The organism is Undibacterium sp. Ji22W, assembly GCF_049340305.1.
GTDB lineage: Bacteria > Pseudomonadota > Gammaproteobacteria > Burkholderiales > Burkholderiaceae_D > Undibacterium.
The window spans coordinates 811801-836712 of the sequence record NZ_JBMPOU010000003.1; the positions used below are offsets into that span (position 1 = coordinate 811801).

The window sequence follows — 24912 nt, forward strand, 5'->3', positions numbered from 1 at the left end:
TGAGGGGCGTTGATCAAGAATTTCGAGATTGTTTGATGATACGTTTGTGATACTGCTTGTCAGTATTGCTGAAACGATCTCGCTAGCTTACCTTCCCTCACCCTAACCCTCTCCCGCTTGCGGGAGAGGGGACTAAGAACCAAGAAAAGGAAAAAAATGTCCCATCTAGCCCAAATTAAAATCCCAGCCGTCTACATGCGTGGTGGCACCAGCAAAGGCGTGTTCTTCCGCGTGCAAGACTTGCCAGAATCAGCGCAACAGCCGGGTGCAGCACGCGACGCTTTGTTGTTGCGCGTGATCGGTAGTCCCGATCCTTACGGCAAACAAATTGACGGCATGGGTGGTGCGACTTCCAGCACTTCAAAAACAGTCTTGTTGGCGAAGAGCAGTAAGTCGGATCACGATGTTGATTATTTGTTTGGACAAGTCTCCATCGACAAAGCGTTCGTCGACTGGAGCGGTAACTGCGGTAATTTGTCCGCAGCAGTTGGTTCTTGCGCAATCAGCATGGGATTGGTCGACAATGTCCCGCAAAACGGTATCGCGGTAGTCCGCATCTGGCAAGCGAATATCAGTAAAACGATTATTGCCCATTTACCGATGACGAATGGTGAAGTACAAGAAACAGGTGACTTCGAACTCGACGGCGTGACTTTCCCAGCTGCTGAAGTTCAACTTGAGTTTATGGATCCTGCGGCAGAAGAAGAGGGTGCTGGTGGTTCAATGTTCCCAACGGGGAATTTGGTCGATGATCTAGATGTGCCAGGCATCGGCACCTTAAAAGCGACCATGATTAACGCCGGAATTCCAACGATTTTTGTGAACGCAGAAGAGATTGGTTATACCGGTACAGAATTGCAAGACGTTATCAATAGCGATGTAGCAGCGCTAGCGAAGTTCGAAACAATACGCGCTTATGGTGCGGTACGCATGGGTTTGATTAAGCATATTGACGAAGCCGCAAAACGTCAACACACACCGAAGGTCGCCTTCGTCGCTAAACCTTTAGATTATGTTTCTTCTAGCGGAAAGCAGGTTCATGCGAATGAAATTGATTTGTGTGTGCGCGCTATGTCTATGGGTAAATTGCATCATGCGATGATGGGTACTGCGGCGGTAGCGATTGGCACAGCAGCTGCAATTCCGGGTACTTTAGTGAATATTGCCGCTGGCGGTGGTGCTTTGGCTGCCGTGCGGTTTGGCCATCCTTCAGGCACTTTACGCGTTGGTGCTGAGGCGAAGTTAGTTGGTGCGGAGTGGGTTGTGAAGAAGGCTAGCATGAGTCGTAGTGCTCGGGTTTTGATGGAGGGGTTTGTTCGGGTGCCTGGTGATTGTTTTTGAGTGACTTTTGCTGTTGATTTACGGCCTGTTGGTCGTGGGTAGCCCGACTGCTACTTACTTTTCTTTGCTTCGCCAAAGAAAAAGTAAGCAAAAGAAAGGCGACCGTAGACTCGCCCCTTCGGGGTGCTTACGCTTCGCTTCAGCATAATTTGTGCGTCACAAAAAATGGGAAAGTGTTGAAACTCGCTGCGCTCAGACAACAACACTTTCTTATCCATTTTCTGTGAAGCACAAATTACATCGTCTCAAACGGGGGGAGGTCAAAGTCAAAGTCAAAGTCAAAGTCAAAGTCAAAGTCAAAAACAAAGTCAAAAACAAAGTCAAAAACAAAGTCAAAAACAAAGTCAAAAACATCGACCTACAGCTGGTAATAGAAAAATAAACGACCTCTGATTCTGATTGTTTTGTTGTTGCTTTTGCTTTTGACCTTCATCCACTTCTGACACTGCCAATTGTGCAGGACAGAAAATGGATAAAGAAAGCCTTGCTGTTTGAGCCGAAGGCGAGTTTCAAGGCTTTCCCATTTTTGTCTTGCACAATTGGGAAGCCGAAGGCCAGTGGCAGTGTGGTCGCCTTTTTTGGGTTACCTTTTTTGGCGAAGCAAAAAAGGTAACTGGCCGCCGGGCCACACCCGGCCAGAGCAAGCTGATTAACCGAGAAATTGGATCGTACCGACGAAAAAGACATCACGAGAACGATAACTTTTGATGTAGTACAAAAGGCGAATAGATAAAACAAATAACAATCAACAAAACGCCAAAAAGAATTCAACGTAAAAACGCTATAAAAAACTGGAGACAAAATGAACTACCAAGATTTTTATCAAGCCTCAATTCAAGACCCAGCCAGCTTCTGGGACAAAGAAGCCCAACTCATCAGCTGGCACAAACCCTACACCCAAATACTAGACCACAGCAAACCACCATTCGCCAAATGGTTTGTCGGTGGCGAAACGAATCTTTGTTATAACGCGATTGATCGTTGGTTGGAGACACAGTCGGATAAGGCGGCATTGATCGCCATTTCGACTGAAACCAATGCCGAGAAAACCTACAGTTTTGCTGAACTGCATGCCGAAGTACAACGCATGTCAGCAATCATGTTGGATCTCGGCGTCAAGAAGGGCGATAGAGTTCTCATCTATATGCCCATGATTGCCGAAGCTGCATTTGCCATGTTGGCATGTGCACGTATCGGTGCTGTGCATTCCGTGGTGTTCGGTGGCTTCGCCTCTAAGAGTTTAGCAACGCGTATTGATGATGCTAAACCCGTGTTAGTGGTGTCTGCCGATGCTGGGATGCGTGGTGGTAAAGCTGTGCCTTACAAACCTTTGCTGGATGAAGCGATTCAATTGGCCGACCATAAGCCAGCAAAGGTTTTGTTAGTGAATCGTGGTCTCGATGCGATGACGATGGTTGCCGGTCGCGACGTTGACTACGCGGCAATGCGTGAGCAGCATATGCACGCCCAGGTTCTAGTGACGTGGTTGGAATCGAACGAAATGTCGTATGTACTCTACACCTCAGGAACAACGGGCAAGCCTAAAGGCGTACAACGCGACGTAGGTGGCTATGCAGTCGCCTTGGCTTCATCCATGAAAAATATTTTCTGCGGCAATCCTGGAGAAACTTATTTTGCGACATCGGATATTGGCTGGGTCGTAGGCCACTCATATATTGTTTACGGTCCATTGATCGCCGGCATGGCAACGATCATGTATGAAGGCACACCGATTCGTCCTGATGCAGGCGTTTGGTGGAGCATCGTGGAAAAATACAAAGTGTCACGCATGTTCTCCGCGCCGACTGCTGTGCGTGTCCTCAAAAAACATCCAGTTGAGCTAATGAAGAAATATGATTTGTCTTCACTCAAAGCTTTATATCTGGCAGGCGAACCGCTAGATGAAACGACGTCAAATTGGATTGCCACCGAACTGGGCGTACCAATTATCGATAATTACTGGCAAACCGAAACTGGTTGGCCGATCTTATCTGTCGCGCGTGGCGTTGAACATAAAGACACACGACTTGGCAGTCCCGGTATTGCGATGTATGGCTATAACGTGACGATTATTAACGAAGCCACAGGTGCGGTTTGTGGCCCAAATGAAAAAGGTGTGGTCGCGATTAAGGGCCCGTTACCTCCGGGTTGTATGCAAACCATCTACGGTGACGATGCGCGTTTTGTGCAGACTTACTGGTCGAACTTCGCGCATGATCAACTGTATTCAACCTTCGATTGGGGCATACGTGATGAGGATGGCTATTTCTTCATTTTGGGACGGACCGATGACGTGATTAATGTCGCTGGACATCGTCTTGGTACTCGTGAAATAGAAGAAAGTATTTCCAGTCATCCGCAGATTTCTGAAGTCGCCGTGGTGGGTATTGAAGATAAATTGAAAGGGCAGGTTGCGGTTGCGTTTGCGATTATCAAAAATCCAGAATGTGCCTCGACCGCAGAGCTAGCAAAAAGCTTAGAAGCTGAAGTCATGGCTGTAGTTGATAAGCAATTAGGTGCTGTAGCGCGTCCTTCACGTGTGTACTTTGTCGCTATGTTACCGAAGACGCGCTCAGGCAAACTCTTACGTCGTTCAATACAAGCAGTTTGTGAAGGACGTGATGCGGGTGATCTTACGACGATAGAAGATCCTATGTCTTTGCAGCAGATCAAAAATGCTGTGCATGGCTAGGCAGCGTTGGCGTGAATAAATAAGGGAGTCAGGTAAATCTGACTCCCTTATTTTTTACAGATGTGTCTGAGATTTTTTGCGTAAATTGAGTGCGATTGAGACGGAAGTGGGAACCGAAACTGTACGGAAAATTAGATAATTAAGGCAGCCGATAAGGTAATCACTTCGTCTTCAGATTCTTCCAAAATACTTAGCAGACTTCCTTCGCCAACGACGAAATCGATCTCTGATTCGCAGCGATTGGTTTCTGAATCTGTACGGGTATCGAGTGGTGAAAGTGTACGTGCCAATTCATTGGCTAATAGCAGCGTGTCACCTAAAGTTTCTGGTGGCATTGCACGTAAGCCATACCAGAGTGCTTCTAAAGCGTCGTTGACTTCACTTGGTAAATTCAAGTTTTTTAATACGGCTCTGCCGATGATGGCTTCTTGCGTTTCTTTCTGAGGAGTCTCGCTGAGTTCATCGAAATTTTGATCATCTTCCGCGCCAGACAAATCATCTGGTTCTAATAAACAAGGAAATTCTTCTGCGCGAGATAGTAAATAAAATCCGCCGACCTCATGAACGATACCTGCAAACATTGCCGTGTCAGGATTGAGCTTGGTAACACGTCGGGCGAGAACTTGTGCCAGTGCTGCTACTTGTGCGGAGTGCTCCCATAGTTGATTGATTTTGGCGCGTATAACGGGATGTTTGCTCGCACCTGCAATCTGACGCATCACCAAAGATGCCACGAGTGCGCGTAAAGTGTTGAAACCTAAACGGGCAATTGCAGACCTGACATTCGTGACGCTATTTGATCCACGGTTGTAGGCTGCACTATTCGCGACCGCTACGACTTTTGCCGCCAGTAGCGGTTCGTTCATAATGATTTTTGCGGCAGTGTCCAAGCTGCAATCCGCGACATCGATCGCTTCTTGTACGCGTAATGAGGTAGCAACGCTAGCAGAAAATATCAGATCATCGCGTAGGGCTTGTTCAACCAGCAGATCTAGGGCTTCAGATTTATTCATGACACAAAGTCACTCCGTTTTTGAGAAAACGTATTTCACCGTATGTAAGTCAGCTGAGGATTTCCAGCGAGACGGGCTAAGAATCATTTTTCTGCAAATGATTCTGCCAAATTTTGTGCTTGATTCCCACTTTCGTCAAATTACAATGTAGCAGATATGCTTGCTTCGTGGAAATTTTATTTAGACTGTTGTATTTAAATACAATAAATTTCTCATAAGTGGGCCTGGTTCAGAATAAATAGTGAAGTTTGTTAATTTATTTACTGTTTTTTAAGGAAAGACCTTGGAATAAAGCGATCAGACCGACGGTCAGTATTGTAATTGCGACACTGATGAGTAGGTCGGATGGGTGCGGATTGCCAAAGTAAAATAGGTGGCGCAATCCGGGCAGCGTAAACACTAGCACCATAATCAAAGTGGCTGCTGCACAAACCCACCATAGGATGGGATTCGGGGAGCTCAGTGCATAGCGCAGGTTGCCAGTTAATGAACGATTCAGGAAGATGAGACCCAAATTGCCCGTCACAATGGCGGCGAAAGTAATCGCGCGTGTTTCTTCTTCAGCAATACCTAGACTGACCGAAATCCCATAAATTGCCAGAACGGTCAGAAATATTCCACAACCTTGCCAAAAACCACGCCACAAAACCGTTGACTGAAACAAGCTGGTTGTTATTGAACGTGGAGGCCGTTGCATGATGCTGTCTTCTTCCTCTTCTGCTTCAAACACCAAAGAGCAACTGGGATCGATAATTAATTCGAGGATCAAGATATGGACCGGCATCAATAGAACTGGCCAGCCAAATATGACCGGCAGAAAAGAGCAGCCGATAATCGGAATATGAGCGGCGATGATGAAACTCAGCGTTTTTCTTAGATTATCGAAAATGCGTCGACCTAAGCGTACCGCGGCGACAATCGAAGAGAATGCATCGTCTAATAGGACTAAAGCCGCCGATTCCCGCGCGACATCGGTACCTCGTTTGCCCATCGCAATCCCAATGTGTGCAGCTTTTAATGCTGGCGCATCATTTACGCCATCGCCAGTCATCGCTACGATAGCATCACTTTGTTTGAGTAAATTGACGATGCGTAATTTTTGTTCTGGCATCACGCGACAACAGATATGTATTTTTTTGAGTTTTTCTTGAAGTTCCACGTCGGACAATGTAAGCATCTCTTGACCCGTGAGTACGCCAGCACTACTGTCGATTCCACATTGATTGGCAATATTGATTGCCGTTGCTGGATAGTCACCGGTAATCATGATGACGCGGATACCAGCACTGCGGCATTCTTGAATCGCAGCAGGCACACCGTCCCGGATAGGATCGGCAAACGCAATTAAGCCGAGTAATTCAAAATCGTAATCATGCGCGAGCTCAGGCAGTTTGTTCGCGTCATTTGAAGGATCGCTAAATTCTGCTTTCGCTACCGCCAATACGCGCAAACCTTGCTCCGCCATCTGGTTGACCTGTACCATTAGTTGCTTGATACGGTTAGCATCTAGATGACACAAGTCGGCAATTGCTTCTGGTGCGCCTTTGCTGGCGATCAACACCCGCGCTTGTTGTTGATTGCTACTGCGCCATGCGCGTGAAATTGCCATTAACTCTTTTGAAAGTGGATATTCTTCCAGTAGCATCCATTCTTGATGTAAATGCTCAGTGCCTTTCAGATAGACATCGCCGGCTTGATGTAAGGCCTGATCCATGGGTTCGTTCCCTTGGGTTTGACTTGCTAGGATGGCATATTCCAAAACTTGATGGAACTCTTCTGGAAGGTCTTGGCCAGATTGACATACGAATTTTTCCTGAGCAGTGACTATGTATGCCAGCGCCATTTTATTTTGAGTTAATGTGCCAGTCTTATCGACACACAAGACACTCGCGGATCCCAAGGTTTCAATCGCAGGAATGCGTCGGGTGAGCACTTGTTTTTGACCAATACGCCAAGCACCGATACCTAAGAAAATACTCAAGACGATGGGAAGTTCTTCTGGAATCATTGCCATTGCAAAGGTCAGGCCGACTAAACTGCCACGTAACCAATCACCACGACTAAAGCCGAACCAGATCGCCAGGAGTACAGCTAGCGCGATGCTAGCGATAGCGACATATTTCACAACCTGACGAGTCTCTTTTTGTACGTTCGTAGGTTCTTCTTGTATTGATGCTAACGCCTGACCGATCTGCCCGATGGCAGTACTTGCTCCAACCCTTTTGACTACTGCGAGCCCTTTTCCTTGGACGACCAAACACCCTGAAAAGACAAACGACGTATGGTCACCTCCTGCTGATCCCATCGACAAGGTGTCTAGTTGCATCAGATCGGGAATGAGATCTTTACTGACAGCCACGGATTCGCCCGTTAGCAGAGATTCATCGACACTGAGATTAAGATTGCGTATTAAGATGCCGTCGGCCGCAATCCGGTCACCTTCATTGAGTACGAGATAATCGCCACAAACCACTTCATTGCTTGGTATTGAGTGTTGATTGCCATCACGGATAACCGTCGCACGTGGGTTCGATAAATCTCTTAGTGCTTCTAACGCGCGTTCGGTTTTATGTTCCTGATAGAAGCTGATGATCAGCATTGCAATCACAAAACCGCATAACACAATCGCCTCGTGCCAATCGCCCAATATTAGATAGATCGTGGCGCAAGCAATAAGTAACAAAATCATTGGTTCAGAAATGACATGCCACGCAATTTGTAACAGGTTTTGTGGCTGTGCCGTTGGCAATTCGTTGAGCCCATCCTGTTGCAAACGCAGTGTCGCTTGTTGTTGGCTTAAACCTTCAAAGTTTTGAGGAGAGGAGCTTTGCATGATGTTTGCGTATAATCACCGTATGTTTTCTATACATTCATAGTTTCACGAAAACGCCTCGAAAAATATAAAAAAATAGTGACGTAAGAATGATTTATTAGCAGTTTTGTCCCAGATCAAATAGAAAGCCCGCTTTTGTTCGGATCTTGAACTGAAGCAGGCTTTTATGTTTGGAATATTTGAAACTGTGGGGCGGTGTATGTCGAATCCTACAGGCTGCGGGATTCTTTCAATTCGTTGCCCATGTTCTTGCTCAAATTGCCTTGGTACTTGCTTACGTCAAGGTAGCGATTACAGGCGCATGATCCGAAGGCTGTTCCCATTTGCGTGGAACGCGATCAACAACACAGGAAGTACAACGTTCTGCTAATGGTTTGGAGAGGAGCACATGATCGATCCTGACTCCTTTATTTAGACGGAAGCCCAACTGGCGATAATCCCACCAGCTAAAGGTTTTTTCTGGCTGTTCAAATTGACGGAAACTGTCACTCAAGCCTAAAGCAATCAAGGCTTGAAATGCAGCACGTTCTGGTGGCGATACCAGATTCATGCCTTCCCAAGCGGCTGGATCATGTACGTCGCGGTCTTCTGGGGCGATGTTGTAATCGCCCAATAAGGCCAGTTGCGAATGTCGTTCCATCTCACTCTTGACCCAGTCGTGCAAAGCGGCCAACCAACTTAGTTTGTACGGATATTTTTCGGAATCCAGTGCTTGCCCGTTGGGGACATAGGCGCAAATGATACGCATGCCGGCAATCGTTGCCGCGATGATACGTTGCTGTTCATCTTCAAACAGAGGATTATTTTTTTGCACATCGGCAATCGGATGACGCGAGATGATCGCAACACCGTTATAGGTTTTTTGGCCAGTGAATACAACGTGATAGCCAGCCGCTTCGATCTCGGTCTGCGGAAATTTATCGTCGGTCAGTTTGGTTTCTTGTATGCACAAGACATCGACAGGATTCATCTCCAGCCATTGCAATACTTGGGGCAAGCGGACTTTGAGGGAATTAACGTTCCAGGTCACTAGTTTCATAATTTTTATACATCTATTGTTTATGCGGGTTTCAAGGCTGTGTTGCTCTTATTTTTGCTTCTAGCTACGAATCTAGCTACAAATTAAAATGAGACGACATGAAACAATTTATTTTGCTATGTGCTCATTATACGATGCCAGACTTCAAATAAAAAAAGCGCTCGATGCGCTTTTAAGTTGGTGATGCTTTCTTTTTGAATGTCTTGGTCAGATTCTTATCAACTGAGAGTCCGCGCTTCAATGCGACCTTTGCCAGTTTTGCTCGATGCTTGTGACTACTGTTTGATTGTCTCAGCAGCCCAAGGTAGCTATTGGCAACTGTATGTAGGTCTTTGTCTTGAACGCGCTGCAATCTATCGATTGCTTGATTTAATGTTCGTTTGCGCGTCACGGTATGCCACGGCTTGATTACATGACCAACAAAATCTACGCCTCGATCAATCGGCTGTAATATCGTTTTGCTGTCGTTTAGTGTGACACGTAAATTTGCAGGGAGCCAGATCGCGATATCGACGTGGGCGTGGTTGAGCCATTCGGTTGATTCGTGGAGCAAGATAAAATCGTCTACATAACGGATATAGTGTTTTGATTTAACCTGGTGTTTCACGTACTGGTCTAGATCATTAAGAAACACGTTTGCAAAGAACTGGCTCGATAGATTACCAATGGGTAGGCCAAGGTGGCTAGGTTGATTCGTTAATCGTTTGTGTGTCGGCACTCGATCAATCAAAGCTGTATCGCCTCGCATATCATAGTTTTTTCGTGGGTCATGCCATAGGATGGTGTTCGCAAGCTTTAGCCAGAATGATTCGTGCACTTGCTTGGCCAATTGGATTTCTAAAATTCGCTTATCGATGCTGACGAAGAAATTTGCCAAATCGCATTTGAGATAGTGGGCTGGGTGCTGCCAGTTTTGCGTGATGCTGCGAATTTTTGATTCTAGGCGTTGTGCTGCGTAGAGCGTTCCGCGACCTGGTATGCATGCGCAGCTATCGGCAATGAATCGTGCATAAAATCGTGGGGCGATTTTGTTGTAGAGTAAATGATGCACAACGCGATCGCCAAAATCAGCAGCCCATACTTCCCGGGCTTTCGGTTTCGTGACAACGAAGCAAATAGATTTGCCTGGCGCATAGCTACCGTCCTTTAATCGTTCATACAGCAAAATGAGATTGCGCTCTAGATGTTGTTCAAAGTTGATAGCGGTAGGGGTATTGCGTTTGTGTCGTCGGCAATCGTGATATGCCTGGACCACATCTGAGAAAGAAAAATCAGCATGTTCGGTATCGTTTTGATCAGCGGACTGCACGCGCTCTGCCTTCGTACGACTTGTGTTTGTTGTTCTGATTGCCATTGGAGAAGTTCTGCATCCAAGCGTAGTCTGAGTTGTTAGCGTTCTGCGGTTGTTCGTACTATCTACGTCGCTCAATCGAAAACATAAGATCAATTAAGAAACTGCGCCAGACCTGCACGGCATAGTGCCGGTGGTATCTGTGATGCGCATAGCGGTGGAGTTAATCCAGCGGTACGACCAGATAAAATTACGCACTGTCAATATAGCCTTGGCTATATTGCGGCTGGCGTCTGCGATGCTTTGCGCCATCCATTGGCCTGCTTTCCTACTGTGTTGGTAAGTAGAACTACATTCGCATATTGAGCGATCGAGATAAACTTCATATCTTTCGCTAATCTGATCATGAGTTCTACTTCCATCACGAGCTCAAGCAATTCATCCAAGTGCGGGACTTTATCGCGAGAGGCATTCGCCTTTGCAACCAGTAATGCGATGCGAACGCACACGTTTTGAATAGGCTCTCCCATCGATCCTTTAACAGATCGAGGGAAATTCTTCACGAGTGCGCTAACAGCCATTAGAAGCTCATAAGCGGATTTGTAAATAGGAAGATCGGTATGGATGGCCATGCTGATATAAAAAAATTTAAAGCGCTTCGCGCTAAATGATTAAAGAACTAAATTATTGATACTCTGCGGACTGCACGCGCTCTGCCTTCGTACGACTCGTGTCTGACGTCCTGAATGCCATTGGAGAAGAGCTGCAACCAAGCGTAGTCTGAGGTGGTGGCGTACTGCGTAAATGTCCAGTACCAGCCATCTTTATCAAATGTGTCGGGCGCGTTGATCGCGATAAGACGGGTCTCACGGCGATCTGGTAAATACCAATCATCAAAGCCATTGATAGGCTTCTTTGATTGATCAAGGGCTTGTGCATGGTTGACACCTACTATCTCGTTTTCCAGTGGTGCAAAAATGAGATGGTAGTCTGGCGCTCCATTTTCGCCACCGATGACACCTGTGTATATGCCGCCTTGTTCCATCCACTCCGTGTTAATGCGTGGTGGCTTAGTGCGAATTGGCAAAAGGTCAGTGGTGACGTTTTGAGGTGTCAGCAGATTGGCTAACCAGCGGTTAAGTAGCTGCTTTTTTGGCACAGTGAGTGTTGCACCATCGATGTCGAATTCTACGTTTTCAATCATGATATTTACTCCAAGAAATACACGGAGTCACGCTACGCGTGACGAATTATTAAATTATTCAATAACTAAAGTTCTGCGGACTGCACGCGCTCTGCCTTCGTACGACTTGTGTCTGTCGTGCTGAGTGCCATCGGAGAAGGTCTGCATCCAAGCGTAGTCTGAGCCGTTAGCGTTCTGCGTAGAAGCCCAATACCACGCGATATCAAAAGCCTCGGCACCATCCTTTTGAAATGCCTCATTGATCGTTTGCGCTGGTGATTGTTCTGTGTACGGATAGCCTGGTGGAACGCTGCTTGGGTTATCACCGGCACGCCACATGTTGTCTGCGTAGGTGCTTGGTTTTAAGTAGCGATAGCATAGTTCTAATTCGTCACGCGCCGGGATAAACCAATCATCCAAGTTATTGATGCGAAGCGCTAATGCTGCTTTTGCCAGATCGCTGCCAGCTTCTGCCATGGCGTTGGTGTTAGTTAAGCCGTTGTTGTAGCTTGCCGCGCCATTGACAGTGTCCAGAGTTGAATTCCACTGCCCTGGCAATTCGCCTTCTGCTTTATTTGCAACGATGAGTGCAAATAGTTGGCCGTCGATCTGATAGCGACCGACGTAGAAACCACCAGCGTATGGTGTGCCTGAGATCGTTGGTGTTTTTGTGACTGCTGCATCCATGGTATTTCCTTTCGAGTGATTGAGGTGCTACTGAGAATTGCTGAGTTGATTGTTTAAATGGCGATGCATACTTTCACTGGTGATGCCGCTTGCACGGATACTGATCTTGACTAGATCGAGGTCACCCGCCTTGATCATGCGATAAATGGTGGCGCGTGAAATACCGAGCTTTTTAACTGCAGCATTGATTCTGTAGACGATGGGTTGATTTATCTGTGTTGATGCATCGGTCGTACTATTATTGGGAATGTTCATGCTCATGATGCACTCACAGTCTTAGTCGTTGGGAACGGCCATTTATCCATTGGTACTGGTTTGCTGGCGGCTTCTTGTGCTGCTTTGTCGGCTTTAGATGGTCGGCCACGTTTCTTTGCTGCTGGTGTGGCGGCTGCTTCTGGTTCGATTGGTTCCGTAGCCGGTGCTTGAACTGGTGATGTTGGCTCCTGTTCTGCGATGGCTATCTCGATGCCTTCGTGCTGAGCAACGGTTTGTAGTAAGTCGAACTCGTCATCTTTACGTTCGAGGTAGATATCTTGAAGGCTCCAAGGACGTGGAATTTGGATGTCTCCGATAACATAGTCGATTAGGAGTAGTTGCAGTTGCTCACTTGATGCTTGATCGATGTATTCAAGTCGGTCTTCTTCGGCGACTATTCTTCGACCATAAAACTCTTCATGAACTGATTCTGGTATTGAGAAGTACAGACCCACGTCAACGTTTTTCATAAATGCGCGTAGTGATTCTAGGCTGAGCTGGCCACGCTGACGGATCGCTTTGTAGATGCGAATACGCTTGATTTCTTCGTTTGCGAGTAGGCGTAGTTTTTCACTTTTTTCCGCTGATTGATCAAGCTCTTCTGTGTTGGTGCCACCTTCGGATTCATTGTCATCTTCCAGCTCTTCGTCGGATTCCGTTTGCTCGGTGCTGATGTTGGCAACTTGCCCTTCGAATTTCTTGGTCTCGACTTCGGCTTCTGTCGAGCAAAAACCTAGATCGACCAGGAGCGATTGTGCTGCGTTTGAGTCGTATAGCTTGACCGCTGTTAAGCCGTCGAATGCCACCGCAACATAGTCGGGCAGCTTGTCAGTTCCTACGGCGCTGGCGAATGATTTGTGAGCATCGTTTTGTGACTTGAGGTTGTCAAAGCGGCGTAGTAGCGTTTCTGCGACGACAAAAATATCAGTGTTGTTTTTTGCTGCTGAGATCGCTTTTGCTGCTGTAGCGCCTTCGTAGACGGTCAAGCCTTTTTTATTGGCTTTTGCGACGACTTGCGCATGATGCGCGATGATCTTTTTCTCGAAGCACTTAGGATCTGTGCAGACGTTTTTATCGAGGTCAGACAGATCAGGATCATTGTCGGTGCGCTTTGGGCATTCTTTGCATGAGCCAGCATCTGGCACCAGTTTTGCGTCGGTCGTGGAAAAGATAGCTATCTTGAGATTGACGTTGTAGTTCATTTGGACATGAATGGCGGCGTCACGATAGGACATTGGTTCGCCATCGCCGTATTCGTCGATGATCTCATTGAACGCTTCGACCTGGAGTGCTGGCACGGGAATGCGAGCGATGAGCAATGCAAGTGAGCGAGTGAATTTTTCGTTCTCGAAAAACTTGTCGCGAAGCTCGGTGCAGAGGTTGCAGAGTTTGAGTGTGGCGTAGATTTGTGACTTTGACTTGTTCAATTTGTCGGCCAGCATGTCTGCTGTGTAGCCGCTGTGCAGCATCAGCGCTTGATAGCCTTCTGCCTCTTCCATTGGGTGCGGATCTTCGCGCTGCAGGTTTTCGATCAGTTGTAGTTCGGCTGCTTGGGTATCTGTGAGCTCGCGGCAAATCGTGTTGATGTGATCGAGGCCAGCGATGATGGATGCGCGGTAGCGGCGTTCGCCGCAGACGATTTCATACGGTTCCAGTTGTTCTGCTGGTGACATTGGACGCACCAAGATTGGCTGGATCAAGCCGTTTGCTTTGATGTTATCGGCCAGCTCGTTCAGCGCTTGTTCGTTGAAGCGCTTGCGGTTGGTCTTGGAGATGCTGATTTGCGCGATTGGTAATGATTGAAAGAATTGTTCCATGATGTACTCCGAAAATTTATAAGGGCGTGATGCTGACGAATAGGGGCGTTATCCAAGTTTGCTTGGGCGGCGGTGGTGGCTTGCTGCGTATTTTGTAGATCCGTTGCGGGTACTTGGGATTGGTGCGGTCGTAGCCTTCAATGCAGATCACTTTGTTGTCTGTGAGCGTTCCGAGGACTTGATAGAGCGCGTTTTCTGTGACGTTTGGATACTCTTTTTGCAGCTCAGGCAGGATCTGCTGGCGCGTGAGTGAGCCTGTGCCGATGATGGCTGTGATCGCATCATAGGTTTTCTGACGTGTGCGGTAAGTGACTCCCATGATGGCCTCAGCTTGCACGTTTGCTGTCAAGCGAAATCGCCCAAAAACGGCGGTCGTTCGTCTCTGGTTTGAGGGCGTCGGCAGGGCTAGTCATGAAGATGACTTCTTGTGAAATAGGTGCCGCTTTCAGTTCATCAAACGGCATGGTCATAGTGATGCCAGGTAGCTTGTGCTCTATCTCAATGACAGCCATTTTTCGACCGTTACCGATGTCGTTAACGATGTGAAAAACTGTGCCGGTGAGGGTGGTGCCGTCTTTGTCAAACTTGACGCGAGATCCGCGAGTAATAGGGTTGGTCATCATTCGTCTTTCTCTCCAGCCTGTGCTTTCTTCGCGTCGAATTGCCATTGATGGCGGCGCAAATAGGCTCGGGCTTCGTTGGTTAAAATGATCCGTTTGAGCGGATCATTTAGCATGGCGCTGAGCGAGAGAGGGCGGTTTAGGCGGCTGTTGTATGCCGCTTCTAATGCCGCGCTGTCTGGCTCGATGCGCGGCATTAGGTTTTGTGGGGTAGTGCAGACGTCTGCACCCTGCCCAAGTTGCGAGCGTTGATGTAGTCGCGGCCTTTTAGTCCTGCGTAAGCGTCACGTCCAGTGGCGCGGGTGCGGGACAAAAAGTTGTTGTCTGGTAGCTCGGTCGGCTGATTTTTATGATCCAAGAAGTTGAACTTGGATTTTGGCTTGAAGGATTTCATGGCGTGATATCCTTTCCAGCCTGATCGCCTATGAGAGGTTCAAAATGCAGGACATCACAATATTCCAAGCCATAACTTTGGCTCTTGCTGCTGTTGGTGCTGTGCTTGGCGTTATCAATACATGGCGTGCGATAGACAACGATCGGGTAAAGCTGTTGATTACACCAGTGTGGCAAATTGAGAAAATCGGAGATGATTACATCGCCATTCGTGTCATCAATCGTTCTAGCTTCGCTATCACAATCAATCATATTGGTTTCAATCTGTGGCTCACTCGTAAGCATGTACAAGTCATACCGCCTAGCGGCTTCGGCGAGCCGATCCCGCACAAGTTGGAAGCCAGGACAAGTGCGATTTTTTATTTGATTGCAAGCACAAGTGTAGACAAGCGGATCTGGCGGATCAGTGGGGTCTATGTCCATACTGATTGCGGCTTGAAGTTCAATACTACGAACGCCGTTTTGCGTGGTTTTATACGCGAGAAGACCTTGGCACGTTGGCGCACATAATCCCAAAAGTGCTAAAACTTTGTTAGCTAGCGTGCGCTCAGGTAAATCTATATAGCGTTGACTTTCGTTGATGGCTTTATATATTTCTGGTGTCAGTGGCGATTTCATTGACGGCCTCCCATTGGGGTGGCTGTGATGGCTGCTGCACCGAAAACGTCCGTCATGTTCATGATCGCATCGGCGCTACTTTTGGCGATGGATGGTATGCGGATGGTGGTGTCACTGGTTCGGACAGTGACTAGAAATGCGATTAGTTTGTTCATATTCGCTCCCTTCAATAAAATTTGAATTAGAATAAAGCAATGCTTTATAAAAGTAAAGCTGAATTTATTCTTTTGCGGATGCGTTTTTGAGAGTTTGTCTAAATTAGGTGGCGGTGTCCTTGTTGATGCTAAGTCACTTGGCATAATTTATGCGTTGAGTAAAATTTCCTTAAATTAATTCGGGATTGTCATGTCAAACGAACACGCCATTGCGGCAGCCAATAATGTTAGAAACTTAGCGAAAAGTGCCCAAACCCTGTTAGGTATTTGTTCGGGGATCGCTGCCGATGGGCAGGTGAATGAAACTGAAATCTTGTTTTTAAGAGAATGGCTCGCTGAGCATGAAGAGATTGCCGTAGTGTGGCCAGGGAGTGTGATTGCCAAACGTATTCAAGAGATTATTGCCGATAATGTAGTCACGCTTGAAGAAAGAGAAGATCTACTGCAAACTTTGCAGGAGGTGGCAGGGAACTTCTTTGGTGAAACTGGTGTGGCTCAGCAAAATAGCCCTACCTTGCCTATTGATCTCAATCCCGTCTTAGAGTTTGCAGGAAAAACTGTCTGCTTTACGGGTAGCTTTCTACTTGGTACACGCACTGCATGTGAGAAGACCATCGAGAAGCATGGAGGTGTACCAGCTAGCTCTATCACCAAGCGACTGGATTATCTAATTATTGGCACGCTTGCCTCGCCGGATTGGGTCAATACAACGTATGGTCGGAAGATAGAAAAAGCGGTTGCCTACCGAGAAGAGCAAGGTCGGCCTGCCATTATTTCAGAGTATCAATGGACAAATGCCCTTGGATTGGCTTAGGTCAATAAGATACATGTTGCCATTTCCCAAAAAGGGAACTACAATCAAAACATGAAAATTATTGCGACACCACCACTGCGCCAGTTCAGTCTAAAACACCCAGATGGACATACTGCAATCAATGCCTGGGAAACAGCAGCTAAACTAGCAAAGTGGCAGACGCCGACTGATGTTAAAGCACAGTTTTCGTCTGCTAGTTTTGTTGCTAATAATCGCGTTATTTTCAATATTGGTGGTAATAAATACAGATTAATTGTCGCTATCGCCTATCGAATTGGTGTGGTGTATATTAAATTTATTGGTACGCATACTGAATATAATGTAATTGATGCAGCGACTGTAGAAATGGAGTAATCATGAATACCATACGCCCGATACATACGAATGAAGATTATCAGCTGGCACTTAAGGAGATTGCTAGACTAGTTGATCTCGACCCCGCAGTAGGAGCTATTGAGGGGGATAAGCTAGAAGTATTAGCTACGCTGGTGGAGGTCTATGAGGCAAAGCACTATCCGATGACTTTGCCAGATCCGATTGAAGCTATTAAATTTAGCATGGAAACACATGGACTTCGCCCTGCAGATATGGCAAATTATTTTGGTAGCCCTTCTAAAACGAGCGAAGTGTTAAATCGTCATCGTCGTCTGTCTATTACGATGATACGAAAATTGCACAAAGGTTTGGGGATGCCATTAGAAGTGCTGGTGCAAGATGTAGCACTTAGTTAATTGATGGATCAACAAATTCTCAAACAAACTAACAATTCTTTATTTGTGAGATACATGTAAATTACGCGTAATTTACATGTATTTTTTTTGAGCATCACAAATCACCTTGAAATTCTTCTTTGAGAAGCATTGTGATCGGTGATTTATTATTTCTCGGATTTTGAGGGAATTTTCTTTAACTGCGATTCGAATTCTTGAACTAATTCAGTCATCGCATTCAATCTATCAAATGGATTTAGCTTTGCAAATTCGTTTTTGATTTCAGTTAATTCAGTTCTTAAATCCTCTCCTTTTGCTAATTTATTAAATCTCACCTTCCGTTCCAAATATTTTTCTAGTGCCTCATATGCGGCAGCTTTTATTAAGATTTTCCCCTCTAAATCCGTGGCCTGCATCATGTCGATGACCGCTTGAGTCTCTGGGTCTTCAACCTCACGTGAATCATTTGTATCAATGAAATCAGATAAGCGCATGCCGACCGCGTGCGCGAACAAGGCCAGTGAGTCCTTCGATATTGCCCCAGTCTTTTTCCAGCCGATTATCGCCTGCGGCGTCACACCTACCTCTATTGCGATTTTTTTAGCGGTTTTAGGCGATCTCTCAAGTGCAGCCTTAATTTTTGCGGCGAGGATGAGATTTGATTTCTTTTTAAGATCATTCATTTCACTATTGTCGTCTTCAAAGTCGATAGAAATCAATGCTTGATTAAAGTAAAGTAATGCTTTATTCTGTGCATCATGAATAATATCCAATCACCAATTATTGTCGCCTGTGAAAAGGCGGGCGGGCAACGAAAGCTTGCTCAAATTCTTGGGGTGTCCCCTGCCTATATAAATCAACTTGTGAAAGGTGCAAGGCCAATTCCGCCAAAGCATTGCTTGACGATTGATTTAAAACTTGGCGTTTCAAGAAGGTCATTGCGTCCACATGATTGGTGGCAGTACTGGCCAGAGCCTGATTCATTAGAGATTCTTCGCAGTCTAGTACGTCATCAAACTGATTAAAACCATAAGAAAAGGAAAGCTCAATGAACATACGTCAATCACTTTTGGAAATGATTAAGGCTTTCCCAGGTGGCTGGGATGCGATGTGTGGTGCGCTCGGTATGAATCGGATCGCATTACAAAACCGCATTTACGAATGCAAAGGTATGGATGTCGGCGTGAATACCGCGTTGCTGATGCAGGAGTTTTCAGGTACGACTTTGTTTGCGGAAGCTGTCGCGGCGCAATCTGGTGGCACGTTTGTGAAACTTCCCCAAATTGATGCGGTTGGCAATGAAGAAATCTCAGAGAAGTTTCATGAGGCGATGGAAACACTCGGCAAGCTGTCGATTGAATATCGCGATGCGGTCAAAGATGGAGAAGTCAATTCACGTGAGCGCGAAAGGTTGAACGCCATCATCGATCAAATGCACATGACATTGAATCAGATCATGGCGTTGACGGTGAAGGTGTATTGCCGCGAGACGGCTGCGAAGGGTGGTGACGAATGAGCGGCAACCCTAAACTTCGCACTAATTCACCGGCGCATATAGTGATGTGCCGTCTGGTGGATCTGGGCGGTTGCGCATTGATTGCGCGATTAATCGAGGTACTCACTGCAGAGCAGCAGCGTGTATCCGTAATCCAAGAGCGGGTAATTTGCCCTTTGGTTGAGCGTGGCTTTGTGATTTTGTTGAACGAGACCACGTTAAAAGCTACGCAAGCGGGTAAGGATTACGCTGGTAGTTTTCTCGGTCGTTCTTTGCCACACTTTGAGCGCTATGTAGGCCAGCCAGCAGCTAGCCGCATTGCGCCTTCTTTTCGTCCGTTGAATTTGTCGAAGCTTATTTCTGGCCGCCCAATTCGTGAGGGGGCTTTCGAGTATGTTTCTATCCCGTCGATGATGGGGGGGGGCACGTGTTTTGAATGGCGAGGTTGTTGAATGACGACTCGTGAGCAGGTCGTTCAACAGATGCGTGATGCAGGGTTGCCAGCTCTGCCAGTTGGGCATCCTGTCTTAGATGGCAAATATAAGCGATTCGGCCCAGGTAAAAGTTGTTGGTACATCTTACGTGAAACGACGTTGAAGTCTGGTCGCCTTGTTGTGACTGGTGCGTTTGGTCAGTTTCATGGTGAGGATCGCGGGACGATTCCGGTGACGATGGAATATGAGGCGATGACCGTAGAGGATCGCGCTGAGCTTTCGCGTAAGCAAGCAGATATCGCTCGCAAAGAGGCTGAAGCGAAAGAACGTGATCAGCGTATGGCGGCGAATCGCGCCAAAGATCAATGGTCTAAGGGGACTTCTGTGTCTAGCATGGATGCTCATCCATACCTAGTGCGTAAGCAAGTCCCAAGTTGCGGCCTGCGCACTGGTGTTGATCAGTTGTTGTTAATTCCAATGCGTAAGCAGGGCGGTCTTGGCGATATCGTAGGTCTTCAAAAAATTACACCGGAAGGCGACAAGCTTTACAACAAAGGCATGGATAAAATCGGTGCAGCTTATCGTATCGAGCCTGCAGAGTTGCGATCTGATCTTGCCAATGTCGAAGCCATCGGTGAGGGCTATGCAACTTGTGCGTCTGCGCATTTGGCTGTTGGCCTGCCTGTGACTGTGGCGTATGACGCTGGCAATATTATCCACGTGGCGAAAGCGATTCGCGCTGCGCATCCTGATAAGCACATTCTATTTCTGGCAGACGATGACTACTTGCTTGAGGCTCGATTCGTTGCTTCGATGCTGAAACGGTTCAAGGTAGCTGGTGCTGAAGATATTCCTATCGATGGGCAGACACACGAGCGTATTGCTAGTGATGGCGAGAGCGTTAGCGTCATGGCTAAGTGGGTATCGGATGCGCATGGATTGGCGTATATCGTTACTGATATCCGCAAGGGACGCCAAATCGCGAGTGTGCCTTTTCGCAATGCTGGCCGAACCAATTGTTTAGATGCTGCGGTCGAGGTGGGCAATGCGTCTGTTGTGTACCCAGTCTTTGACGACCGTAAAGGCGAAAAGCTTACGGACTTTAACGACCTGCATGTTGTTCAATCCATTGACGCGGTAGCGTCACAAATCAATGCTGCACTCGCTCGTGCTTTTGCGCCTGTCGATGATGGCACAGCCGGTGCAGCGACCGATGGTTTTTCCTCAGCTGCGCAGCAGCTCCATGATGAATCTCCCTCTCAGGAAGATGTGTTGTTTGATCAGGCCGTATCGATTGTCGTCAAGAATCAACGCGCCTCGATCTCGCTGGTGCAGCGTCATTTGCGTATCGGTTATAACCGCGCTGCGAGGTTGATCGAGGTGATGGAAGAGAAGGGGATCGTGACACCGATTCGCTCTGATGGTGGGCGTGACGTGGTGGGTATGGACGCGCCTACGCATTTGAGTTTGGTTGTCTCGACCGATTCCCCCGCGCCCCCTTTTGACGAGGTACCGGATTTTTTAGATGTGCCAGTGGAAGATTTTTCTTCTCCCCCGCCCCCCTCTGAGGAAGGTTCTGAGATTGTCGGTTTGGTGCCATTGAAATGGGCGCTAAGGCATTGCGCGTTGATCCAAGGCTCAACGGACGTTTGGGACTCAATCAATCAGGTGCGTATGAAGAAAACGGGCTTTGTGGCTATGGTTGGCAAGGCTACCGCAAAGGTGTGGGAGGCGCATGAGGATCGGCGCTCTATCAGTCCTCGAAATCTACCTAAGCTAATTCGCGGCGTTGCAAAAACAACGGGGGGCACGGGGGAGGATAACATCGTCTGGATGCTGGATCGTTACACTTTGCTCTACGGAACAAAGACGATTTGGGATGCGGATAAATGCATCATCATTAACTACGATGCGTTGCTGATAGCGCGTGGCGATCTGGCTACACGTTGGTTGCAGCATTCATTGCGTCGTGAGATTGACCACGACAAGCTGGTGTTTGATCCAACTGAGAAGGTGGATTTGACAACGCACATCAATATGTTTGAGGGCTTCAAAATAAAGGCAGTACATGACTTTGATAAGGCGTCGAAGGCTTTACGACTGCTTGAGAGTTTGTGTGCGACCGAGGATAACGCTGCTGAGGTGTTTGAGTGGGTGTTGAAGTGGTTGGCGTATCCGCTACAGCATCCGGGCGCGAAGATGCAATCTGCCTTGTTGTTCTTTGGTGAGAAGCAGGGCACTGGTAAGAGTCTGTTTTTTGAGGGCATTATCAAGCCGATCTATGGCAAGCATGGCGCGACTGGTAATCAGACGCAGCTTGATGCGAATTACTCAGCATGGCGTTCACAGAAGCTGTATGTCTTGTTCGAAGAGATTCTATCTCGTCAGGATAAGTACAGTTCGTTTGGACTGGTGAAGCATCTGATCACTGGCCGCGATACACCAATCACACAAAAATTTAAGGATGATCGTTTTGAGGATAACCACTTGAACGTGGTGATGCTATCGAACGAATTTCAGGCTGTGCCTATTGAGCCTGAGGATAGACGCTTCCAAGTCGTTGAGTCGAAGCAGCCATTGGACGATGCGTTGCGAATAGAAGTTACAGCAGCGCTTGCGGATGGGTTGGTAGAGGCGTTCTATGACTTCCTGCTTCGCTACCCATTGGATGGTTTCAATCCGCACACCAAGCCTTTGATGACGAAATCTAAGCAGCGAATGATTGAGTTCGGTCGGCCTGATTGGGAAGTATTCCTACTGGAATGGTCGGCTGGCAATCTCAATGCGCCGTATTGCACTTGCTTGGCCACCGATCTGTTTCTGGTCTACGAGAAGTTCTGTTCGCTCTATAACTTCCGCGCTCTAAATATCAAGAAGTTTTCTGAATTGATTGCTGGCCGCCTTGAGCGTGATCGCCAGTGGATCACGTTGGGCGTGAAAAACAAGAAGCTGCTGACGATCTTCCATGTGCCTGATGACGGAAAGAAGAACCATTCGCAGAACTGTGAAAGCTTCCGCAAAGCTGCTGGCCTTAAAGAAGAGGATCAGTGCTGATGTGCGCTTTGACTTTAACAGTATTAACACGGTGCTTGTTTGTGCCTGTTACGCGCGAAGCTATATGTGGCGCTGGGTTAACAGTGTTAACAGGGTTAACAGGGTGCCCCGCGCACGCGAGTGTATGTGTGTTGTTTGATTCTTGGTAGTTCTTGTTTTTTGCGTTTTTCCTCGCGTGAGTGTTTTTACTACGTTAACCCTGTTAACCCTGTTAAACATAATAACCATGCGGGTTTCAACGTAACAGAGCCAGTTAGTGAAGCTGTAAGACCACGTTAACCGTTGAAATGTAGAGGTGTTTGAATGAATTTGAGATCAGTGATGCCAGCGACAGCAGTGAAGATTGACTTTATGCGAGCACGGATGGGTGTGGTGATTGCAAATGAATTGATTAAGCGAGCGATGGCGGGTGAGGTTGGCTGTTTCTTCTCGATGGAAAACTTGCATACGTTTGGTACGCCTGACACACGAGTAACCAGCTGCTACTCGTATGACCTTAATGGCATGCAAGTGCGTTCTGATCCTCCGTGGATGGTTGATGCGATTGAGTTTGCATTGACGCGGGGGATTGAGATCAAGCGTGATGATATGCAGGACTATGAAGAGGCGCGGGAAGTGGCAGCGCGATTAAGATTGATTTTAACGGAGGCGAAATATGGGTAATGTTAGAAAAATTCCGGTGTATGACCATCGTCCAACAACACCGCTGGATCAGTGCTTGGAGACGTGGATTGATTCGTATCGGCATGCTGATCTTGATGTTGGTTGTGGAAGTAGCTCGCGTCATTTGAATAGTGATGCGCCTCCGTGTTCTGATCATTTGTATTCAAACTTGGATAATAAAGTTGCTGAAGCGGTGGATGCTGAGGTCGGAGGTTTACCAGCCCACATGCGTTGGGCGATCAAGAAATGCTGCGGTATCACCAATGTTTGGCGCTTTCAATCATTGGATTTTGAAAAGGTTGTGGTTGACGCGAAACACGAACTTGAAAACAAATTGAAGAAAAACCTTGCAACAAGAATTTTCTTTGTTTAATATTCGTTTTGGGCGGGCGGAACTCGTCCAAACAAAAGTAAGCCTCGCAAATGCGGGGCTTTTTTGTTTGTGCTTCCACCTGTTATTTCTAAGCCTCGGTTCATCCTTGAACCGGGGCTTTCTCGTTTATACGATCAATCTATCGATAAGGAAATTGCTATGGGCGTCCGTGCAAAGTTTAAGGTCACTTCGATCACTGAAGTATCGGGTGGCGCTAAAGAGATTAAATTGTATCCAGTGACTTCGGGTAGTGATGAGAACAAAGAGTTCTTCAAGTACACACCGTCTGGCGAGATTCGTCTTAGTGTATTGAATGAAGCTGCATCAAAGCAGTTTGCTGTTGATCAAGAGTTCTTCATCGACTTCACGCCAGCGTAAGTTGGCATGCTCTGAAGCTGGCTTAGTGCGAGAGTAATCAGTCTGCGGACTAGCACGTAGCGTCCGGTGGCAACGGACTAACAGACCAATTAGCCTTAACTTATTCTGTATGTGATGCCTCGACTTAGCAATGAGTCGGGGCATTTTGTTTTTGCTCGTTCGGTTTGGTATCTCGCTCCCTGCATAGCTAGAAGATATTGAAGAACTCGTTGATGGGTTGAGAAATGCCCACTTAACTTCTGAAATCATGGAGCGACTTGGCGCAATACTAGTATCAGCTCCCTGCATAGCGAGATGCCAATCGAGTGCAGACGTATGTAAACTTGGGTGCTATTTATGATCATCATGCGCACAGTTGGTGTTGCAGATTTGCTGAAAGGATTCAACTCCATTACAGCTGATCAAGCGCCATTCGCTGTGGCTAAGGCTTTGACGATGACCGTCCGCGATGCGCGAGCAAAAGTGACAGAGCATATCAAGCGTGACTTTGATAATCCAACGACATTTACGCAGAATGCAATGGCATTCTCTCCGGCAAATAAGCAGGAATTGAAGTCTAGTGTATTCGTTAAAGAAATTCAGGGGGCGTATCTCTTTGAACAAATCAAAGGTGGCGTCCGTGGCTTTAAGAAGTTTGAAGAGAAGTTTGGCTTCAATGAAGTTGCATTGCCTGGGTGGGGAGCTAAGCGCAACCAGTTTGGCAATATGAGTAAAGCGGAAATCATGCGGATTGCCGCTAACCTGAAAGATGCAAACAAAGGCAAGACATACTTCCGTAGTGAGTCAAAGCATAATCCGAACGTCACTGTTGTCTATCAACGAAGTAAGGAGACAGCGAAGTTGATTCCTGATCTTATTTTTGTTGATAAGGCGACGTATCAAAAGCGATTCATGTTTCAAGAGGTCGCAGAGAAAACAATCAACAACAATCTGTCGAAGAACATGCAACTGGCATGGCACGAGGCCATGAAGTCCCGCCGATAGTGGGCGGTTCCTTCCTGGAGTTCTGAGCCTCGTGGGTAATTCGCGCACGTGGCTCAAAGGCATAGTGATT

29 protein-coding genes are annotated in these 24912 nt (G+C 47.1%); 13 read left to right on the top strand and 16 right to left on the bottom strand.

The features are described 5' to 3' along the window. Positions 1–156 precede the first annotated feature (156 nt). The gene (prpF, locus tag ACO0KW_RS16005; protein WP_423054305.1) at positions 157–1341 is read left to right on the top strand and encodes a 2-methylaconitate cis-trans isomerase PrpF; all 1185 of its coding nucleotides are present in this window, start codon (positions 157–159) and stop codon (positions 1339–1341) included. A gap of 802 nt (positions 1342–2143) precedes the next feature. Then, positions 2144–4033 (top strand): propionate--CoA ligase, encoded by a 1890-nt coding sequence (locus ACO0KW_RS16010; RefSeq protein ID WP_423054306.1) that lies wholly within the window; start codon positions 2144–2146, stop codon positions 4031–4033. Between the two features lie 131 nt (positions 4034–4164). On the opposite strand, the gene ACO0KW_RS16015 is transcribed toward ACO0KW_RS16010, so the two are convergent. From ACO0KW_RS16015 to ACO0KW_RS16085, 15 genes are all read right to left on the bottom strand, one after another. Beyond that, positions 4165–5046 carry an HDOD domain-containing protein gene (locus ACO0KW_RS16015; RefSeq protein ID WP_423054307.1) on the bottom strand — a complete coding sequence of 294 codons (882 nt, stop codon included), beginning with the start codon at positions 5044–5046 and terminating at the stop codon, positions 4165–4167. Positions 5047–5302: 256 nt separating this feature from the next. Beyond that, complete coding sequence (locus ACO0KW_RS16020; RefSeq protein ID WP_423054308.1) at positions 5303–7879, bottom strand: cation-translocating P-type ATPase; 2577 nt, start codon at positions 7877–7879, stop codon at positions 5303–5305. 274 nt (positions 7880–8153) lie between these two features. Continuing rightward, complete coding sequence (gene xth, locus ACO0KW_RS16025) at positions 8154–8918, bottom strand: exodeoxyribonuclease III (protein WP_423054309.1); 765 nt, start codon at positions 8916–8918, stop codon at positions 8154–8156. Positions 8919–9090: 172 nt separating this feature from the next. Further along, positions 9091–10272 (bottom strand): RNA-directed DNA polymerase, encoded by a 1182-nt coding sequence (locus ACO0KW_RS16030; RefSeq protein WP_423054310.1) that lies wholly within the window; start codon positions 10270–10272, stop codon positions 9091–9093. A gap of 212 nt (positions 10273–10484) precedes the next feature. Then, on the bottom strand, positions 10485–10841 hold the full coding sequence (locus ACO0KW_RS16035) for a four helix bundle protein (RefSeq protein ID WP_423054311.1): 357 nt from the start codon (positions 10839–10841) through the stop codon (positions 10485–10487). Positions 10842–10888: 47 nt separating this feature from the next. Next, positions 10889–11413 (bottom strand): DUF1566 domain-containing protein, encoded by a 525-nt coding sequence (locus ACO0KW_RS16040; RefSeq protein WP_423054312.1) that lies wholly within the window; start codon positions 11411–11413, stop codon positions 10889–10891. Between the two features lie 54 nt (positions 11414–11467). After that, complete coding sequence (locus ACO0KW_RS16045) at positions 11468–12079, bottom strand: hypothetical protein (protein WP_423054313.1); 612 nt, start codon at positions 12077–12079, stop codon at positions 11468–11470. 27 nt (positions 12080–12106) lie between these two features. Continuing rightward, positions 12107–12340 (bottom strand): helix-turn-helix transcriptional regulator, encoded by a 234-nt coding sequence (locus ACO0KW_RS16050; RefSeq protein ID WP_423054314.1) that lies wholly within the window; start codon positions 12338–12340, stop codon positions 12107–12109. Next, positions 12337–14151 (bottom strand): ParB/RepB/Spo0J family partition protein, encoded by a 1815-nt coding sequence (locus tag ACO0KW_RS16055; protein WP_423054315.1) that lies wholly within the window; start codon positions 14149–14151, stop codon positions 12337–12339. The genes ACO0KW_RS16050 and ACO0KW_RS16055 overlap by 4 nt, the downstream gene beginning before the upstream one ends. 16 nt (positions 14152–14167) lie before the next feature. Next, a complete protein-coding gene (locus ACO0KW_RS16060) occupies positions 14168–14500 on the bottom strand; it encodes a hypothetical protein (RefSeq protein WP_423054316.1) in 333 nt (110 codons plus the stop codon). After that, complete coding sequence (locus ACO0KW_RS16065) at positions 14478–14774, bottom strand: hypothetical protein (protein WP_423054318.1); 297 nt, start codon at positions 14772–14774, stop codon at positions 14478–14480. The genes ACO0KW_RS16060 and ACO0KW_RS16065 overlap by 23 nt, the downstream gene beginning before the upstream one ends. After that, positions 14771–14968, bottom strand: a complete 198-nt coding sequence (locus ACO0KW_RS16070) for a hypothetical protein (protein ID WP_423054319.1) — start codon at positions 14966–14968, stop codon at positions 14771–14773. Before ACO0KW_RS16070 ends, ACO0KW_RS16065 begins: the two co-directional genes overlap by 4 nt. Continuing rightward, positions 14968–15165, bottom strand: a complete 198-nt coding sequence (locus ACO0KW_RS16075; RefSeq protein ID WP_423054321.1) for a hypothetical protein — start codon at positions 15163–15165, stop codon at positions 14968–14970. Before ACO0KW_RS16075 ends, ACO0KW_RS16070 begins: the two co-directional genes overlap by 1 nt. Then, positions 15162–15782, bottom strand: a complete 621-nt coding sequence (locus ACO0KW_RS16080) for a hypothetical protein (RefSeq protein ID WP_423054322.1) — start codon at positions 15780–15782, stop codon at positions 15162–15164. Before ACO0KW_RS16080 ends, ACO0KW_RS16075 begins: the two co-directional genes overlap by 4 nt. Continuing rightward, complete coding sequence (locus tag ACO0KW_RS16085) at positions 15779–15937, bottom strand: hypothetical protein (RefSeq protein ID WP_423054323.1); 159 nt, start codon at positions 15935–15937, stop codon at positions 15779–15781. Before ACO0KW_RS16085 ends, ACO0KW_RS16080 begins: the two co-directional genes overlap by 4 nt. 190 nt (positions 15938–16127) lie before the next feature. Here ACO0KW_RS16085 and ACO0KW_RS16090 point away from each other — a divergent pair, with 190 nt between their 5' ends. Genes ACO0KW_RS16090 through ACO0KW_RS16100 form a run of 3 tightly spaced genes read left to right on the top strand, consistent with a single transcriptional unit; the run spans position 16128 to position 17482 of the window. Further along, the gene (locus tag ACO0KW_RS16090; RefSeq protein WP_423054324.1) at positions 16128–16751 is read left to right on the top strand and encodes a BRCT domain-containing protein; all 624 of its coding nucleotides are present in this window, start codon (positions 16128–16130) and stop codon (positions 16749–16751) included. A gap of 51 nt (positions 16752–16802) precedes the next feature. Beyond that, positions 16803–17105: a type II toxin-antitoxin system HigB family toxin gene (locus ACO0KW_RS16095; RefSeq protein WP_423054325.1), complete on the top strand. Its 303-nt coding sequence runs from the start codon at positions 16803–16805 to the stop codon at positions 17103–17105. 2 nt (positions 17106–17107) lie between these two features. Then, positions 17108–17482, top strand: coding sequence for a helix-turn-helix domain-containing protein (locus tag ACO0KW_RS16100; RefSeq protein WP_423054326.1), 375 nt, complete (start codon positions 17108–17110; stop codon positions 17480–17482). A 146-nt stretch (positions 17483–17628) separates the two neighbouring features. On the opposite strand, the gene ACO0KW_RS16105 is transcribed toward ACO0KW_RS16100, so the two are convergent. After that, positions 17629–18234 carry a hypothetical protein gene (locus ACO0KW_RS16105; RefSeq protein WP_423054327.1) on the bottom strand — a complete coding sequence of 202 codons (606 nt, stop codon included), beginning with the start codon at positions 18232–18234 and terminating at the stop codon, positions 17629–17631. On the opposite strand from ACO0KW_RS16105, the gene ACO0KW_RS16110 reads away from it, so the two are divergent. From ACO0KW_RS16110 to ACO0KW_RS16145, 8 genes are all read left to right on the top strand, one after another. Next, positions 18220–18486 (top strand): transcriptional regulator, encoded by a 267-nt coding sequence (locus tag ACO0KW_RS16110; RefSeq protein WP_423054328.1) that lies wholly within the window; start codon positions 18220–18222, stop codon positions 18484–18486. The genes ACO0KW_RS16105 and ACO0KW_RS16110 overlap by 15 nt on opposite strands. Positions 18487–18509: 23 nt before the next feature. Continuing rightward, positions 18510–18977, top strand: a complete 468-nt coding sequence (locus ACO0KW_RS16115; RefSeq protein ID WP_423054329.1) for a YmfL family putative regulatory protein — start codon at positions 18510–18512, stop codon at positions 18975–18977. Beyond that, positions 18974–19408 (top strand): hypothetical protein, encoded by a 435-nt coding sequence (locus ACO0KW_RS16120; protein WP_423054330.1) that lies wholly within the window; start codon positions 18974–18976, stop codon positions 19406–19408. The genes ACO0KW_RS16115 and ACO0KW_RS16120 overlap by 4 nt, the downstream gene beginning before the upstream one ends. Further along, positions 19409–22444: a DNA translocase FtsK gene (locus ACO0KW_RS16125; RefSeq protein ID WP_423054331.1), complete on the top strand. Its 3036-nt coding sequence runs from the start codon at positions 19409–19411 to the stop codon at positions 22442–22444. A gap of 303 nt (positions 22445–22747) precedes the next feature. After that, positions 22748–23107, top strand: coding sequence for a hypothetical protein (locus ACO0KW_RS16130; protein ID WP_423054332.1), 360 nt, complete (start codon positions 22748–22750; stop codon positions 23105–23107). 169 nt (positions 23108–23276) lie between these two features. Further along, positions 23277–23480: a hypothetical protein gene (locus tag ACO0KW_RS16135; protein WP_423054333.1), complete on the top strand. Its 204-nt coding sequence runs from the start codon at positions 23277–23279 to the stop codon at positions 23478–23480. Between the two features lie 159 nt (positions 23481–23639). Next, positions 23640–23858 (top strand): hypothetical protein, encoded by a 219-nt coding sequence (locus ACO0KW_RS16140; RefSeq protein WP_423054334.1) that lies wholly within the window; start codon positions 23640–23642, stop codon positions 23856–23858. A 336-nt stretch (positions 23859–24194) separates the two neighbouring features. Further along, complete coding sequence (locus ACO0KW_RS16145; RefSeq protein WP_423054335.1) at positions 24195–24842, top strand: hypothetical protein; 648 nt, start codon at positions 24195–24197, stop codon at positions 24840–24842. Positions 24843–24912: the final 70 nt, after the last annotated feature.

Bases quoted from the DNA above. Each gene is read 5' to 3' on its own strand.
- prpF (WP_423054305.1), top strand. From the start codon at position 157: ATGTCCCATCTAGCCCAAATTAAAATCCCAGCCGTCTACATGCGTGGT.
- ACO0KW_RS16010 (WP_423054306.1), top strand. From the start codon at position 2,144: ATGAACTACCAAGATTTTTATCAAGCCTCAATTCAAGACCCAGCCAGC.
- ACO0KW_RS16015 (WP_423054307.1), bottom strand. From the start codon at position 5,046: ATGAATAAATCTGAAGCCCTAGATCTGCTGGTTGAACAAGCCCTACGC.
- ACO0KW_RS16020 (WP_423054308.1), bottom strand. From the start codon at position 7,879: ATGCAAAGCTCCTCTCCTCAAAACTTTGAAGGTTTAAGCCAACAACAA.
- xth (WP_423054309.1), bottom strand. From the start codon at position 8,918: ATGAAACTAGTGACCTGGAACGTTAATTCCCTCAAAGTCCGCTTGCCC.
- ACO0KW_RS16030 (WP_423054310.1), bottom strand. From the start codon at position 10,272: ATGGCAATCAGAACAACAAACACAAGTCGTACGAAGGCAGAGCGCGTG.
- ACO0KW_RS16035 (WP_423054311.1), bottom strand. From the start codon at position 10,841: ATGGCCATCCATACCGATCTTCCTATTTACAAATCCGCTTATGAGCTT.
- ACO0KW_RS16040 (WP_423054312.1), bottom strand. From the start codon at position 11,413: ATGATTGAAAACGTAGAATTCGACATCGATGGTGCAACACTCACTGTG.
- ACO0KW_RS16045 (WP_423054313.1), bottom strand. From the start codon at position 12,079: ATGGATGCAGCAGTCACAAAAACACCAACGATCTCAGGCACACCATAC.
- ACO0KW_RS16050 (WP_423054314.1), bottom strand. From the start codon at position 12,340: ATGAGCATGAACATTCCCAATAATAGTACGACCGATGCATCAACACAG.
- ACO0KW_RS16055 (WP_423054315.1), bottom strand. From the start codon at position 14,151: ATGGAACAATTCTTTCAATCATTACCAATCGCGCAAATCAGCATCTCC.
- ACO0KW_RS16065 (WP_423054318.1), bottom strand. From the start codon at position 14,774: ATGATGACCAACCCTATTACTCGCGGATCTCGCGTCAAGTTTGACAAA.
- ACO0KW_RS16070 (WP_423054319.1), bottom strand. From the start codon at position 14,968: ATGCCGCGCATCGAGCCAGACAGCGCGGCATTAGAAGCGGCATACAAC.
- ACO0KW_RS16075 (WP_423054321.1), bottom strand. From the start codon at position 15,165: ATGAAATCCTTCAAGCCAAAATCCAAGTTCAACTTCTTGGATCATAAA.
- ACO0KW_RS16080 (WP_423054322.1), bottom strand. From the start codon at position 15,782: ATGAAATCGCCACTGACACCAGAAATATATAAAGCCATCAACGAAAGT.
- ACO0KW_RS16085 (WP_423054323.1), bottom strand. From the start codon at position 15,937: ATGAACAAACTAATCGCATTTCTAGTCACTGTCCGAACCAGTGACACC.
- ACO0KW_RS16090 (WP_423054324.1), top strand. From the start codon at position 16,128: ATGTCAAACGAACACGCCATTGCGGCAGCCAATAATGTTAGAAACTTA.
- ACO0KW_RS16095 (WP_423054325.1), top strand. From the start codon at position 16,803: ATGAAAATTATTGCGACACCACCACTGCGCCAGTTCAGTCTAAAACAC.
- ACO0KW_RS16100 (WP_423054326.1), top strand. From the start codon at position 17,108: ATGAATACCATACGCCCGATACATACGAATGAAGATTATCAGCTGGCA.
- ACO0KW_RS16110 (WP_423054328.1), top strand. From the start codon at position 18,220: ATGAATAATATCCAATCACCAATTATTGTCGCCTGTGAAAAGGCGGGC.
- ACO0KW_RS16115 (WP_423054329.1), top strand. From the start codon at position 18,510: ATGAACATACGTCAATCACTTTTGGAAATGATTAAGGCTTTCCCAGGT.
- ACO0KW_RS16120 (WP_423054330.1), top strand. From the start codon at position 18,974: ATGAGCGGCAACCCTAAACTTCGCACTAATTCACCGGCGCATATAGTG.
- ACO0KW_RS16125 (WP_423054331.1), top strand. From the start codon at position 19,409: ATGACGACTCGTGAGCAGGTCGTTCAACAGATGCGTGATGCAGGGTTG.
- ACO0KW_RS16130 (WP_423054332.1), top strand. From the start codon at position 22,748: ATGAATTTGAGATCAGTGATGCCAGCGACAGCAGTGAAGATTGACTTT.
- ACO0KW_RS16140 (WP_423054334.1), top strand. From the start codon at position 23,640: ATGGGCGTCCGTGCAAAGTTTAAGGTCACTTCGATCACTGAAGTATCG.
- ACO0KW_RS16145 (WP_423054335.1), top strand. From the start codon at position 24,195: ATGATCATCATGCGCACAGTTGGTGTTGCAGATTTGCTGAAAGGATTC.